This is a genomic window from Bradyrhizobium sp. LTSP857 (assembly GCF_000938285.1).
Taxonomy (GTDB): domain Bacteria; phylum Pseudomonadota; class Alphaproteobacteria; order Rhizobiales; family Xanthobacteraceae; genus Bradyrhizobium.
The window spans coordinates 1-14,862 of sequence record NZ_JYMS01000038.1 but is presented as its reverse complement, the minus strand read 5'-3'; the positions used below and the strand labels follow the sequence as shown (position 1 = coordinate 14,862).

General features: G+C 65.0%; 12 protein-coding genes. 3 read left to right on the top strand and 9 right to left on the bottom strand.

Annotation, left to right across the window (positions count from 1 at the left end):
• Positions 1 to 25 precede the first annotated feature (25 nt).
• From UP06_RS23875 to UP06_RS23860, 4 genes are all read right to left on the bottom strand, one after another.
• Positions 26 to 1,429, bottom strand: coding sequence for an MATE family efflux transporter (locus tag UP06_RS23875; RefSeq protein WP_045006112.1), 1,404 nt, complete (start codon positions 1,427 to 1,429; stop codon positions 26 to 28).
• Positions 1,430 to 1,481: 52 nt separating this feature from the next.
• Positions 1,482 to 3,281, bottom strand: a complete 1,800-nt coding sequence (locus UP06_RS23870; protein WP_045006269.1) for an ABC transporter ATP-binding protein — start codon at positions 3,279 to 3,281, stop codon at positions 1,482 to 1,484.
• 481 nt (positions 3,282 to 3,762) lie between these two features.
• The gene (locus UP06_RS23865; RefSeq protein ID WP_045006111.1) at positions 3,763 to 5,346 is read right to left on the bottom strand and encodes a DHA2 family efflux MFS transporter permease subunit; all 1,584 of its coding nucleotides are present in this window, start codon (positions 5,344 to 5,346) and stop codon (positions 3,763 to 3,765) included.
• A gap of 28 nt (positions 5,347 to 5,374) precedes the next feature.
• The gene (locus tag UP06_RS23860) at positions 5,375 to 6,694 is read right to left on the bottom strand and encodes an HlyD family secretion protein (protein ID WP_045006110.1); all 1,320 of its coding nucleotides are present in this window, start codon (positions 6,692 to 6,694) and stop codon (positions 5,375 to 5,377) included.
• A 196-nt stretch (positions 6,695 to 6,890) separates the two neighbouring features.
• On the opposite strand from UP06_RS23860, the gene UP06_RS23855 reads away from it, so the two are divergent.
• On the top strand, positions 6,891 to 7,526 hold the full coding sequence (locus tag UP06_RS23855) for a TetR/AcrR family transcriptional regulator (RefSeq protein ID WP_045006109.1): 636 nt from the start codon (positions 6,891 to 6,893) through the stop codon (positions 7,524 to 7,526).
• 119 nt (positions 7,527 to 7,645) lie between these two features.
• Here UP06_RS23855 and UP06_RS23850 read toward each other — a convergent pair whose 3' ends face one another.
• The 4 genes from UP06_RS23850 to UP06_RS23835 all read right to left on the bottom strand — a co-directional run bounded on the left by UP06_RS23850 (position 7,646) and on the right by UP06_RS23835 (position 11,150).
• Entirely contained in the window at positions 7,646 to 8,260 is a 615-nt protein-coding gene (locus UP06_RS23850) for a histidine phosphatase family protein (RefSeq protein WP_045006268.1), read from the bottom strand.
• Between the two features lie 21 nt (positions 8,261 to 8,281).
• On the bottom strand, positions 8,282 to 9,481 hold the full coding sequence (locus UP06_RS23845; RefSeq protein ID WP_045006107.1) for an extensin-like domain-containing protein: 1,200 nt from the start codon (positions 9,479 to 9,481) through the stop codon (positions 8,282 to 8,284).
• A 369-nt stretch (positions 9,482 to 9,850) separates the two neighbouring features.
• Entirely contained in the window at positions 9,851 to 10,183 is a 333-nt protein-coding gene (locus UP06_RS23840) for a hypothetical protein (protein WP_045006106.1), read from the bottom strand.
• A gap of 130 nt (positions 10,184 to 10,313) precedes the next feature.
• Positions 10,314 to 11,150: a DUF2147 domain-containing protein gene (locus UP06_RS23835; RefSeq protein ID WP_045006105.1), complete on the bottom strand. Its 837-nt coding sequence runs from the start codon at positions 11,148 to 11,150 to the stop codon at positions 10,314 to 10,316.
• Positions 11,151 to 11,343: 193 nt separating this feature from the next.
• On the opposite strand from UP06_RS23835, the gene UP06_RS23830 reads away from it, so the two are divergent.
• Positions 11,344 to 12,078 carry a DUF2147 domain-containing protein gene (locus UP06_RS23830; protein ID WP_045006104.1) on the top strand — a complete coding sequence of 245 codons (735 nt, stop codon included), beginning with the start codon at positions 11,344 to 11,346 and terminating at the stop codon, positions 12,076 to 12,078.
• Positions 12,079 to 12,270: 192 nt separating this feature from the next.
• Positions 12,271 to 13,671 carry a FecR domain-containing protein gene (locus UP06_RS23825; protein ID WP_045006103.1) on the top strand — a complete coding sequence of 467 codons (1,401 nt, stop codon included), beginning with the start codon at positions 12,271 to 12,273 and terminating at the stop codon, positions 13,669 to 13,671.
• 140 nt (positions 13,672 to 13,811) lie between these two features.
• Here the strand turns inward: UP06_RS23825 and UP06_RS23820 are convergent, their stop codons facing one another.
• Positions 13,812 to 14,810, bottom strand: a complete 999-nt coding sequence (locus UP06_RS23820; protein ID WP_044999899.1) for an IS5 family transposase — start codon at positions 14,808 to 14,810, stop codon at positions 13,812 to 13,814.
• Between the last annotated feature and the right edge of the window lie 52 nt (positions 14,811 to 14,862).

The window sequence follows — 14,862 nt, the reverse complement described above, 5'->3', positions numbered from 1 at the left end:
GCCGAGGGGATGGAACAGACTGTCGTTACGCAGGCTCGCGTGCGAGAGGCGCGACGGGCTTGGGGCTCGCTGGCTCCCCAGCCTTCTCCTTCTGCGACACCAGGCGCTTCCTGAACTCGCGGCGCAGCAGCCACAAGCTCAACCCGGCCTGTAGCGTGGTCGCCGCGATCGACAGGTACCAGACGTGCTCCATGCGGAAGCCGGGTCGCGTCGAGAGCCAGATCGCCGGCAGCGAATAGGTGAACACGCGCGTCGCCGAGCTCCACAACACCGGCTTGGTATTGCCGAGGCCCTGGAACATGCTCGAGCAGGTGAAGATCAGGCCCTGCGCCACCATGTTGAGCGAGATGATCCGCAAGAACAGGAAGGCAATCGCCATGGTCTCCTGGTCGTTGGAGAATCCGGCCAGCAGGAGCTCCGGCTTCAACTGCGCGAGGAGCATGAAGCCGATCATCACGACACTGGTGATCAGCGCCGCCTTGACGAAGGTTTCCCACACGCGCTCGCCGTTCCCGGCGCCGACGTTCTGGCCGGCAATCGGCCCCGCGGCGAGCGCAACCGCAAGCGCCGGCATCTGGATCAGGCCGAGCACGCGCTGTCCGATCCCGAAGCCCGCCTGGGCCGCCGCGCCGAAATCGCGAAGAACGTAATAAACCACCGCCATGAAGATGAACATCATCGCGAACTCGCCGCCCGCCGGCAGACCGACGTTGAGGATGCGCTTCAGATGGCGCGGCTGCGGCCGCCACTGCGCCGGATTGAAGACTACGTAGCGCTCGACCTTGCGGAAATACGCAAGCAGCATCAGAACGCCGATCGCGACCGCAATCGAGCTCGACAGCCCCGCGCCGGCAACACCGAGCGCATAGCCGGTGCCCCACCCCGAGATCAGCACCGGCGCCAGCGCGATGTTGATGGCGACCGCGAGGACCCGCACCAGCATGGCGGGGCGCACGATGCCGGTCGCGCGCAGCGCGGATGCAATCACCTGCATGATGAATTCCAGCGCGAGCGCCGGCATGAACCACAACAGGTAAGTCGTCCCCGCCTCGACCGTGGCCTGGTCCGCCGCAACCGAACGCATGTAGAGGCGCGACAGCGCCGCGCCCGCGACCAGGGTCAACAGGCCGAAGATCACCGACAGCGCGACCGCCTGGTTGAAGATCAGATTCGCATCCGGCCGATCCTTGCGTCCCACCGCATGCGCGATCAGCGCCACCGCGCCGACGCCGAGCACTTGCAGCAGCGCGTTGACGAGAAAACCGGCATTGCCGGCCGCGGCGACACCCGCAACGGCGGCATCGCCCAATCCCGAAACGAAATACAGATCGACCAGCTGGCAGATCATGATCGAGATCATCCCGGCCATGATCGGCGGCGCCATGGCCAGGATGTGTTTCACGATGGAGCCGTGCGTCAGGTCTTTCATCTCATTCCATCCTCTGGCGGCGTGGCCGGCATTCGTCTGCCGGCCACGCGCGTCATTCCGCTGCTGCGATGTGCCCGAGCTCCACCACTTGGCGCTCGAACAGGCTGCGATAGATGCCGCCAGACTTCCCGGCGAGCATCGCGTGCGTACCCTGCTCGACGATCTCGCCGCGATCGAACACCAGGATGCGATCGAGGCTGCGCACCGTCGACAGCCGATGCGCGATCACGATCGAGGTGCGGCCCTTCATCAGCCGCTCCATCGCCTGCTGGATCAGCGCCTCCGATTCCGAATCGAGGCTCGAGGTCGCCTCGTCCAGGATCAGCACCGGCGCATCCGCCAGGAAGGCGCGCGCCAGCGCCACGCGTTGCCGCTCGCCACCCGACAGTTTGACGCCACGCTCGCCGACCAGCGTGCCGTAGCCCTTGGGCAGGCGCAGGATGAAGTCGTGCGCATTCGCCAACCGCGCCGCCTGCTCGATCGCCTCCAGGCTGGCACCGAGCCGGCCATAGGCGATGTTCTCGGCGAGCGAGCGGTGAAACAGGATCGGGTCCTGTTGCACGATCGCGATCTGGCTGCGCAGCGATTGCTGCGTCGCCAGCGCGATATCCTGCCCATCGATCAACACGCGGCCGTCCGTGACGTCGTAGAGCCGCTGCACCAGCTTGACGAAGGTGGTCTTGCCGGAGCCGGAACGGCCCACGAGGCCGACCCGCTCGCCGGCACGGATCGTGACCGACAGCCCGTCGTACAGCGGTGCGCGATGACCGCCATAGTGGAACGTGACGTCGTCGAACACGATCTCACCGCCCGCAATCGCGATCGGCCGCGCGTCCGCGGCATCCGCGATCCCGATCGGCTCGTCATGGATCGCCACCAGCTCCTCCATGTCGTTGACCGAGCGCTGGAGGTTGTTGATGTGCATGCCGACGTCACGCAAGTACGCGTGGATGACGTAGTAGCTGGTCAGCACATAGGTGACGTCGCCGGGCGAGGCATGCCCCGACATCCACAGCAGCACCGATCCGCCGATCACCGACGCGCGCAGGCACAGCAGCAAGGAGAGCTGCGTCATCGCGGTGTAGTTGTAGCGGAACCACGTCCGCCGCACCCGCACGCGCCAGCGGTTGATGACGCGGGCGAGCCGCGCATCCTCACGCGCTTCGGCGCCAAAGGATTTCACCACCGCATTGCATGTCAGCGCATCCGCCAGCGTGCCGCCGACCTTGGTGTCCCAGGCGTTGGAGATGCGCGCGGCCGGCGCGATGTAGCGCGTCGAGAACAACACCGTCATCGTGACATAGGCGGCCGCGCCGAGCGCGATCACCACGCCGAGCGAGGCCCAGTGCACGCCGAGCAGGATCATCGATCCGATCAGCACGAACAGCGAAGGCAGAAGCGCCAGCAGGATGGTGTCGTTCAACAGGTCCAGCGCCCACATCCCGCGGGTGATCTTGCGCACGGTGGAGCCGGCGAACGAATTGGCATGCCAGTCGGTCGAGAAGCGTTGCACGCGCAGGAAGGCATCCTGCGCCACATCGGACATGATCTTCAGCGTGAACGGCACGATCACCTGGAGCCCGGTCAGCCGCAGCACCATCGAGGCCGCGCCCAGGATAACGATGCCGGCCAACGCCACCAGCGCCGCGTGGCGCGCGGCGGGATCGGACGGGCCGCGCGTCAGCGCGTCGACCAAATGTCCCGAAAACACCGGCATGAACAAATCGGCGACAGTCGCACCTAACAGGCCGCCGGCAATGGCAGCCGTACGCCCCGGCTGCTTCAGCCAGTGCCGGAACACGAAGGGCAGCACCACGCGTATCGCCGCGGGCTTTTTTGACAGAGCGGTCATGGCATCATCCGGCCGCTTTGGCGCGGGCCGGCTCCATCGATGGACGCAGGCCAGCCGCGCGGGCCGAAACAGCGTCACTTAGGATTGATTTTGACTTGGGAAGCGAGGCGACCGGGACACAAAACCCAATCGAATCTGGCGGAAAGGGCCTCTAAAGGGCCGAGCACATACCGAGCCAGAACATCATCGAGCGCGGGTGTGCGATCTGCGAATGCGACGAAATCATGCAAATCCTCCCCGGTTCAAATGAATGAGGTGCGCTTTATAGATGCGTCGTTTGTGATTTGCAACGGGGCCCAGCGAGATCACGCGCGAGTGTTGCAAATAAGTGCGCGTCGTCGGCCGCCGATCTGATTTCCGCCGTCATGCCCCGCGAAGGCGGGGCATCCAGTACGCCGCGGCCCGTCGGTTCAATCACAGCTGTCTCGGAGTACTGGATCGCCCGGTCAAGCCGGGCGACGACACCGAGTATACAGCTCGCTTAGTGCGCGTCGCCGCCGCTGGTCATGGACGCCGGCTTGTTCAGCAGCGTGACCAGCAGGCTGAGGCCCAAATAAAACAGCGTCAGGATGAAGAAGGCGTCGCCATAGCCCATCACCGCGGCCTGGCGGTGCACGATCTGGCTGAGCTGCTTCATCGCCATCAGCGTGGCGTCGCCAAGCCCCTGGAATTTCTGCGTGAGCATGGTCAGGGTTTCGGTCGCGGTCGCATTGCCCCAGGTCACGCGCTCCTGGAGGCGCGTGATGTGCAGATCGGTACGGTCGTTGAGCACGGTGTTGATCACGGCAAGGCCAACCGCGCCGCCGAGATTGCGCATCAGGTTGAACAGGCCGGACGCGTTCTTCACCCGCTCCGGCGCCAGCGTGCCGAGCGCGATGTTGTTGGTCGGCACCATCGCGAACATCATGCCGACGCCGCGCAGGATCTGCGGTATCAACAGCTCGTAGAAGTCGAAGTCGCGCGTGATCCAGGTCATCTGGTACGAGCCGATCGCAAACACGATCAACCCGAACGCGATCATGTAGCGCATGTCGAGCTTCACCATGAGACGGCCGACCAGCGGCGCGACCAGGAACATGGTGATGCCGGAGACGAACATGGTCTCGCCGATCATCAGCGCGCTGTAGCCACGCACTTCGGCGAGATAGCGCGGATAGATGTAGGTCAGGCCATAGAGCCCGATGCCGATGCAGAACTGCAAGACGCAGCCCACGGCGAAATTACGATTGTTGAACGCGCGGAGATCGACAATCGGCTCGGCCGCCGCGAAGACGCGCCAGAAGAAGGCGATCGCCGAGATGACGCAGATCAAGGCGCAGATCGCGACCGACGTATCCTGCAACCATTCATATTGCGGGCCCTCCTCAAGCACATATTCCAGCGTGCCGAGGAAGCCGGCCATGAAGATCAGGCCCCACCAGTCGAAACGATCGAGCAGCGCGAAGTTCGGTTGGTCGAAATCGACCAGCGCCAGCACGCCGATGGTGATGCCGATGCCGGGCACGATGTTGATGAAGAACAGCCAGTGCCACGACATCAGATCGGTGATGTAGCCGCCGACCGTCGGTCCGATGGTCGGCGCCAGCGTCGCGACCAGCCCGATGATGGGACCGACGATGTGGAATTTGGAGCGCGGGAAAACAGTATAGGCCGAGGCGAACACCGTCGGGATCATACCGGCGCCGAGAAAGCCCTGGAGCGCGCGCCAGAGGATCATCTCCTCGATGGTCGTGGCAAAGCCGCAGAGCAGGCTCGAGATGGTGAAGCCGGCGGCCGAGACCGCGAACAGCAGCCGCGTGCCGAACGCGCGCGACAGGAATCCCGACAGTGGAATCGCAATCACTTCGGCGATCAGATAGGCGGTCTGGACCCAGGAGACTTCGCTGGAGCTTGCCGACAGTCCGGCCTGGATCTCGCTGAGGGAGGCCGAGACGATCTGGATGTCCAGGATCGACATGAACATCCCGAACACCATGATGATGAAGGCGATCAGCCGCTTCGGCGCAATGCGCTCCGAAGCGGCTGCCGCCATCATGGCAGGTGAAGCAGTCGTGGCGTTCGCCATGGTCTGACCTCGCAGCGCTTGAAGTGCTCTACTGCGGATGGATCATGGTGGGATCGTCGAGATCGATCTCGCTGTCGGCGTCGGCCGCGCCCTTGTTGGTGTCGACGCTCGCATAGACCGACATGCCGGCGCGCAGCAGGTTCTGCCTCGCGACCGCCTTCGGCACGCGGATGCGGACCGGCACGCGCTGCACGATCTTGGTGAAGTTGCCGGTGGCATTATCCGGCGGCAGCAGCGTGAACACCGAGCCCGAGCCGGCCGCGATGCTGTCGACGACGCCAGAGAACTTGCGCATGCCGTAGGCATCGACCTTGATCGTCACCGGCTGGCCGGGACGGATGCGCTTGAGCTGGGTTTCCTTGAAATTGGCGTCGATATAGACGTCGTCGAGCGGCACGACGTTGCCGAGCCGCTGGCCGACGGCGATGAAGTCGCCGGCGCTGACGAGGCGGTTGGAGAAGATGCCGTCGACCGGCGCGCGCACCGCGGTGAAGGAGAGGTCGCGCTCGGCCTTGGCGAGCGTGGTCTTGAGCTCGGCAAGCTGCGCCTGTGCTTCGGCCTGCTGCGCCTTGGCGACGTCGACATTGCTGACGGCGACGTCAAACGCGGCCTGCGCGGCCTTGACCGCGGCGGCGCCCTGGTCGCGTCCGGCTTCCGCGGTTTCGAACGTGGCGCGGGAGGCAAAGCCCTTGCTGCTCAGCGCCTGCTGGCGCTCATAATCGAGATCGGCGCGCTTGAGGCCCGCTTCCGCGGAGACGAGTTGCGCCCTGGCCTGCGCGACCTGGCTGTCGAGCGCCGCGACCTGGCGGCCGATGCGATCAATGGTGGCCTGCTGGGTCGCGATCCGGGTCGCGGCGGCATCGACCGCGATCTTGTAGTCGCCGTCGTCGATGCGAAGGACGGTGTCACCGGCGTGCACCAGCGTGTTGTCGCCGGCGAGGATCGAGGAGATATGGCCGGCAACGCGCGCGCCCAGCATGGTGTTGTTGGCACGGACATAGGCGTCGTCGGTGGACACGTAGAAGCGGCCGACCAGCGTGTAGTAGCCGGCATAGCTCGCGGCCGCGAGCGCCAGCACCAGGCCGATGCCCATCATGACGAATTTGCGCTTGCCGGATTTTGGCGCGGCAGCGGCGGGCGCGGCAGTGGGCGCAGCGGGGGCCGGCTTGTCGGTCACGGGCTTCTCCGGCGCCTCGTTGGTGCGGCGCTTGGCCTCTTCGGACACATGAGAGCGCAACTGCTCGGCGAGCGCTGCCGATTTCTCGGTCGCAGCTTCATCATTCGCCGAATTCGTCTCCACCGCTTCCTGGCGAAGGACGCGCGCAGCTTGGTCTCTCGATACGGCCATAAAGGCCTCCCCAATAAAAAGCACGATCAGGGACGGCCGTCGCACGGCCTCTTCCCCCTCGCCCATCCCAAATACCATTGACCGAACGGTTCGGTCAATATAGATAATATTCCCAGGCGAACCGTACTGGCCCGAATCCTTTATTTGCGTTCATTGTCCGCGGCCCGATCCAAAAACCTTCCGAGACCCTGAACCAATGGTTGTAGCCGGCCGCGAACATCTGCAAGTCATCCCAGAGGAGGACAGCTCCAAGCGCCGCCAGATCCTGGACGGTGCCCGCAAGGTGTTCATGGATCTGGGTTTTGACGGCGCCAGCATGGGCGAGATCGCGCGCGCCGCCGCCGTCTCCAAGGGCACGCTCTATGTCTACTTCGCCGACAAAACCGCCCTGTTCGAAGCCATCCTCGAGCAGGAGGCCTTCCAGTACGGCCAGGTCGTGTTCAATTTCGACCCCGCGCGCGACGTCGAGACCACGCTAAAGGATTTCGGCCAGGGCTATATCCATTTGCTCTGCCGACCCGGCGGCGGATCGGCGATCCGCACCGTGATGGCGATCGCCGAGCGCATGCCTGATGTCGGCCGCCGCTATTATTTGCGCGTGCTGGACCAGACCATCAACCGGCTCTCAGACTATCTCAAAGCCCATGTCGCCTCCGGCGATCTCGAGATCGACGATTGCGACCTCGCCGCCTCGCAGTTCATGGAATTGTCCAAGGCCTCGCTGTTTCTCCCCTTCGTCTTCCAGGCCGCGCCACCGCCGTCGGAAGAACGCATGGCCGAAGTCGTCGACAGCGCTACGCGGATGTTTCTGGCGGCCTATCGGGCGAAGTAAGGCGAGATCGTCGTCAAACACTCACCGTCGTCCCGGCGAAGGCCGGGACCCATACTCCCAGGGAGAAGTTGCGGTGCGAGGCCGGCAACCACGAGTCTTCGCCAAACTGCATTTCGTGGTTATGGGTCCCGGCCTTCGCCGGGACGACGCTGGGAAATCTCTTCCAGTCTTCGCCAGCCATGCAGGATCTTCCGCCCGTCGCGTGTGAACGCGAAGACGTGGCCTCCGCCGGCGGATTGATCGTGGCGGCGGTCGATGGCCTGGCCGGCAGTGTGACAGAACAACAGCGTGCCGACGGCGCCGTGGCCGACGAGGAGAACATCGCCCGGCCGGTTGCGCGTCAGCACCGCTTCGGCTTCACGGACGATGCGCGCCTGTGCGTCGATGGCGCGCTCCCAGCCGCGGACGCTGAGATGAGGTTGCGCGAAAAACTGATCGGCGACCTCCTCGAACTCGGCCGGCTTCAGGAAGCCGGTCGCGGAGCGATCGTTCTCGTGCATGGCCTCGCGGATCTCGATCATGAGGCCGAGTGAGCCCGCGATGATCTCGGCGGTCTCGATCGCCTTGCGCTCGCCGCTGGCGACGATCTGCGTGGTGCGCGCAAGCCAGCTCGCATTCGCGACCGTCTCGGTCCGCGCACGTCCGATCGGGCTCAGGCCCCATTGCGGCACCGGCACGTCGGGATCGATTTGCACCTGCGGGTGGGTGAGATAGCGGACGATGTCGGCAGGCATCTGATTGCACATTGCGTCCGGCTAATCGTCCGAGAACTCGTCTTCCTCGTTGACCTTCTCGTGCTTGCTCTTGTGCGCACCGAGCGCGCCGGTCACAGAGGGATCGCGCGAGTTCGCGTAAGGGTTGCGACCGCCGGCGCGCGCGGCGACTTCTTCGCCGGAGACCGCGGCGGGCTGGCAGATCAGGCGGCGGCTGGCGCGGCGCATCAAATCGACGTGGATGTGATCGTAGTGATAGACGTTGGAGCCCGGCGCCAGCACCGTGGTAAAATGCGCGCACGCGCCCGACTGCACGTCGCGCAAGAAGCCCTGCTCTTCCGGCATGCCGCGCCAGCCGTCCTTCACACTGATGCGGCGGCCGTCGGCGAGCACGAAGGCGGCGACATCGAGCGCGTTGCCGAAGGCGTGCTCGGAAATGTGGGCGCTCGGGTTGCCGTTCATGCCGCGGCAGGAATAGGCGGAGATCTGCTTGATCTCGACCACGCGGGCGCCGAACCAGCGCATCGCCGAAGGCTGCACGGTGTCGGCGAACCAGCGGTCGAGCTCGGACACGATCGGACAGGCCAGCGTCGCGGTCGGCTTGATCGCGACCGGTCCGACGGCGGTGACGGGATTGCCCTGCGCGGGGCCGAGCCGCGGCGGCGGCTGTTGCGCAGGAGCCTGGGAGTAAGGTGACGGACCGGGCTGCCGCGCGGGATAGCTCGGCGCATTCATATAGCGTGCGGCACCCGCGGCGTCGGTGCCATCAGGCGGCAAATCGATCTCGTCTTCCTGCGCCGCAACGCCGGGCGCGCTGAGCGAAACCGGGCCTGAGGATGCGCCATAGCCTGACGGCTGGCGCACCGCGCTCTCGGGATAGTTCGACCGCTGCGGATAGGACGACGCCGGATAATTCGACTGCGGCTGCCTCACCGGCCAGCGCGGCTGGTTGCCAACATTCCCGGGCGGGCGCAGTTCCTCGTCGGCGAAACCATAGCTGCTCGACGGATCGCCGATGGCGGCGACCTTCAGCGGAAACTCGGCGCCGCACATGCCGGGGCCGGAGATCGGCTCGATGCGGACGATGTCCGCGTTTTCCTTGACCGCGCCGGATTTCAGGCACGCCGCTTCGGCCTCGGCCCGCCACGGTTCACGTTCGGCCTGGAAAAAGCCGCGTCCGCAACCCGCGAGCGAAACAAGGACGATGGAGCCGACGAGATACAAACGAACTCCGCGCGTCATGCGCGCAGGTTCGGTGAATTTACTTAAAGACTCTTCAACGTGTTGATTTCAGCTTTCTTTAACCATGCCGGTCGCGAAGCGTGAGGTCGCCGCGCCGGGTGAACGACAGCAAGACTGACTTTTTTGGAAGGTCACTCTCTGTTAACCATGATGGTCGCGTGCAAAGCGGCGCGCGGAGGGAGTGATCCCAAGGGGATCTCAGGGAGCAACGTCATGACGTTCGTCGGGAGACTGAGCGTTATCACTGCGTACCTCGCCATGGCCTTTGTCGGCGCCATCGTGCTCGGGATGATCTAGAGCATTCATCGACAACATCACGGGCTCGCCCGGCTGCACCGGATCATCCGGCCGCCGGGCGTTGTGTGCTGCTCAGAAATTCGAGCAGTCCGATCCCTTGATGCCGCCGATCTTGAAACTGCGGCACATCATCCCGGGATTGTCGGGATCGGGATAGCGATCGTCCCTCTCGTGACGCGTATAGCTGAAGCGCCAACCGCGTGCGCGCATGCAGCGCCTGTAGTCTGCGGATGTCGCCGTGCCGTTTTGCGGCGCGCCGAACTGCGCATCACAAAACCCGCTGTCGACATTCAGCGCATCGTCGCCGCGCTTCTGCTTCAGAACGTTGGTCCAGATATCGGTGTCGGCGTGAGCCGAGATCGCGCTGCCGATCAGCAGTGCAGCGATGAGGGCGAGACGTTTCATATGAGCTCTCCTTGCTTGCGTCGTCAGCCATCGGTCGCGTGCAAGGGAGAGGCAGGTTCGGTGCGGGACGATTACAAATTGGACAGGGGGTGCTCCCACTCTCTCCCTCCAGGGGAGGGTGAGCGAAAAACTACGACCGCGCGCTCCATTGCCGCGACGTCGTGATCACCTTCTCCTGCTGCTCGTCGACGCGGGCCCAGTCGTTGCCTGAACACCAGAAGTGGCCGAGCGCGCAGGCTTCGACGTGGAGCTTGCCGGACGCTTTCAGCGTCATCGTTGCGTAATAGGTGTTGCCGCTCGAGCGGCTGTAGATGTTGCCGGTCCAGACGCCGTCCGATTTCGGCTTCATGTTGACGAGCACGCTCTCGCCCTTGCTCGAAGCTTCAGTCAGCGCGTAACCGCACAGCGCGGTGCCGCAGGGCTCGATGCGGACCACGCCCTTGGCACCTGTGCTCTCCCATTGGCCAAGCGGCGTGGGCTTATCGTCGCTATGCTGTGAGATCGTCACCGGCTTTGGTGCGGCGACCGGCGCGGCAACGCGTGGCGGATCGAGAGACGTCGTTTGCGGCAGCTCGATCCGCGGCGGCTCGAGCCTCAGTGCCGGCGGCAGGACGACGGGCTGGGAAGTCGCAGCCGCAAGGACGGGCGCAGGCGGAGCCGGTGCGGATGGCGCGTAGACCACGCTCGCTTGCGGCGGCCTGACCGGAGCGACAGAGCAGGCCGGCTGAGGCGGAAGGACGACCGGCGTCGGCGCAGGAGGCGGAACCGGCGTCGCGCCAACATCGTCTGTTGGCCGAACGCCGCGTTCGGAAGACACCGAGACACACGAGGCAGACCGGCAGTTTCGCGGCGCCTCGACATGGAACCGATGGCCGCTGATCGAGAAGGAATAGGAGCCGGCCTCGGCTGCGGGCGAGACCGCCATCAGTGCGATCAATGTGCCAAGCAAAGTCGAAAGCCGCTTCATCGACGCCTCCCTCTGTGTCGCGACGATGGTACGCAGATGAACAGCCGCTGAATGTGCGCTGGCTCACCCAGGCGGCGGCGCGACCGTTGTGACGTCCATCACAGAAGGCGAGACGGGCTCGGCATAGGGTCGAACCACATCCAGTCGTTCACCGACTTTGGGTGATCGGGACCACGAATTTTGGGAGGTTGTCATGAACAAGCTCTACATCGCCACCACCGCGCTCTTCCTCGCTTCGACCGCCGCAGCCCATGCCGGCAATTCGATCTCGTTCGAGATCGAAGGCCAGCACATCCGCATCGAGACATCGCGCAACTGCGCCTCGCTCGACTGCGTCACCATCGTGGCACCGGGCCTGTCGAACAAGCCGATCAAGCTGAGCAACATCAACCTCAACGGCCTTGCCTCCAAGCACGACGACGACGACGACGCCACGCCGGCGACGACGACCACGCAGCCGGCGCCGGTGCAGCAGCAGCCCGTCCAGCAGGCAGCCGCGCCGGCCGCTCCCGCTGCCCCGGCCACCCCCGTTGCCGCTGCGTCGTCCGTCGACACGGTCGCACAGCCTGCGCCGGTTGCGGCTCCCGCGCCGGCCGCGACCGCGCCGGCGCCCGCTCCGGTGGCGGCCGCGCCCGTGCAGGCCACGAACACACCGATCGGCGTGTGGGCCGTTGAGGATAACAAGGGCAATGTGCGCGTCGAGCAGTGCGGCACCAATCTCTGCGGTTACGCCGAGAAGAACAACGAGCGCATCCTGATCAACATGAAGCCCGACGGCGCCAAGTGGAGCGGCACCATCCGTGATCCCGAGTCCGGCAAGAACTACGACTCGACCATCGCCATGAAGAGCCCGAGCACGATGCGCGTGCAGGGCTGCGCCTTCGGCGGCATGTTCTGCGGCGGCCAGACCTGGAAGCGGGTGAGCTGAGGCGACCGCTTCATCCCCCGCGGCTGACAAGCTTTCTTGTTTTTATAATGGCGCCACGTCCCTGACACGGGGACGTGGCGTTTGAACGTTCGGCCCTCCCATGCGACAGATGTTCATCCGCCGTTCAGCCGGCCCCGGCTGATATCGGTCGATCTCGCCTCGCGTTCTCACCGGGACTTCATTGTGGCTTTGATGGTGGCTTGGCGCCGCTTCGTGTTTGTCATTACGTTGCTGGCGTTGCCGCTGGCCGGCGCGGGCAATGCGTACGCATCCGATGCGATCGAGCTTGCGCAGGTGCAGCCGCAAGCACAGCCGGCGCCCGCGCCCTCCCCGGCACCATCAGTCTCGCCGACGCCGGCTGCGGATACGCAATCTGCCGCCGTCGAGCCGATCGGCAACGTCGCGACCGTGACGGGGATCGCGACCGTGATCCGCGACAAGAATTCATATCCGCTGAAAGTGCGCGACGATATCTATCTCAACGACGTCGTGCAGACCTCCTCGAACTCCGCGCTCGGCATCACCTTCAACGACGCCACCACGTTCAACCTCTCGGCCAGCGCCAAGATCACCATCGACAATTACGTCTATGAAGACGGCGGCAAGCAGAATTCGGCGATCTTCGACATCGGCAAGGGCACGGTCGCCTTCGTTGCGGCGGCAGTGGCGAAAACCGGCGACATGAAGATCGCGACGCCGACCGCAACGCTCGGCATCCGCGGCACCACCGGCGTCGTTGACGTCCCCGAGGGCGCGGCCGCGAGCACCGCCAACAACGTCAACATCAAGCTCTATCCCGACGCCGACGGCCGGGTCGGGCACATCGACGTCAACGACCGTGCCAGCGGCACGCGGCTCGGCGCACTGACGCAGGCCTCGAGCGGCTTTGCGATCCGGCCAGGTGCCGGCGGCCCCGGCGGCATGCGCTTTGCCGCGGTGCCGATCACGATTCCGCCGCAACAGATCGCGCGCGACCGCGGCTTCGTCAGCCAGGTGCATGCAGCGCAGGCCACGGGCAGGCAGATCGTCACCGAGCAGCGCGACTTCCGCCGCGCCAATCCTGCCGCAAGCAGCCGCATTCCGCGGCCGGCGCAGCCGCCGCAGCAGCAGCAATTGCGTCCGAACACAGCGCCGGGCCAACAGCCGCAACGACCGAACGGCCAGCCCGGTCAGAACAACCGTCCGGGTCAGCAGACGCCGGGAACGCAGACCCCGCAACGGCAAGGCGGCGCCACGCAACCAGGCACGCCGCGCGCGGGCCAGGGTCAGCAGCAACCAGGTCAGCAAGGTACGGGACAGCCGACAGGCCAGCCGCGCACCGGACAAGGCACGCAGCCCGGCGGCACAGGGCTGACGCAGCCCCAGCGCAGCGGACAGACCCCGCAGCAGCCAGGCAGCACCACGCCGACGCAACCGGGCACGGCTCCGCAGACGCCGCGTACCGGATTGCAGCCCGGCGCACAGCCGGCGGTCCAGCCGCAACAGGGCGGCGTGCAACGCCAGCCCGGCTTGCAGCAGCGCTTGCCAGGCGCACAGCGCCCCGCCGCGCCGCGTAAGCCTGCGGCAGCTCCGAAAGAGAAGAAGAAGCGGTGACCTTTCTTCCTTCTCCCCTTGTGAGGGCTTTGCACAGAGGGGCGAGCGGGCGCTTGAGGTGCGTCGCGGGCTTTTTTGATGTCAGCCCGCTACAGTGAGCGGCATTTTGCTCATTTCATCCCCTGTTGTCCTCTGTTTTTTCATGCGGAGACGGACTCCTGGCGTTGTGCGGCCAATGCGCCGGCCGCACGCCGTAGGTTGTAGGCGCAGCAGGCCAGCACGATGTGCACCTGATTGCGCTCGAAGTTGAAGAAGCGCATCCGCCGGAGACCATAATGCTCCTTGAACACGGCGTACGGACGCTCGACGGCGGCGCGCACCTTGGCGATTAGTTTGTTGCGCAGCTTCTGCCGCGGCGGCAGTTCGGGATGATGCTTGTTGGGCCGATGCATCAGGCGGTCCTTGATGCCAGCTTCTTTAAGACGCGCGTGCCGGGCATGCGTGTAGTAGGCCTGATCGCCATAGACCGCGGCCTCATCGCCGCAGAACAGACGATCCGCTGGCTCGGTATCGGTGATTGAGGCGTCCGTCACATGGACGCGACGAATGAGGGTGTGACCTGCATCCACGCCCGTGTGGATTTTATAGCCGAACACGCTCTTTTTGCCTTTCCGGCCCCAGCGAGCATCGCGATCCGCAGATGGTTTGGGTGGCGTATCCTCGCCATCCTTGCGTGCCTTGCGGGGCGGAGTGGCTCGTGCCGCGATTAACGAGGCGTCGACCAGCGTTCCCTGCTTGAGGATCAGCTTCTTGGCCTCCAACTGCCGATTGATCTCAGTGAAGATCTTCTCGATCAGACCGTCCTTGGCGAGTTCCTGCCGAAACCGCCACAATGTCGTGTGATCCGGGGTCTGATCGTGCAGGCTCAGACCAACAAAGCGGCGGAACGACAACCGGTCTGCAATGGCCGCTTCCAGCGCGGGATCAGACAGATTGTGCCAGATCCCGGCGAGCAAGCAGCGAAGCAAGACTTCCGCCGGATAGCTGCTGTTGCCGGCACCATCGCCGCCCCGCTTGCCAAGCAGCGAGCGCAGCGGCGCCCAATCCACAACAGCCTCCACCTCATCCAGGATGCTGCTTCGCGGTGCCCGAACCAGGCCATCCGCCAAGCTCATCTGACCGACATTGCGCTCAACCATGGCTCCCCTCGCTAGAATCAGCCATGATTCAAAGAATCACGTGCAGCCGATT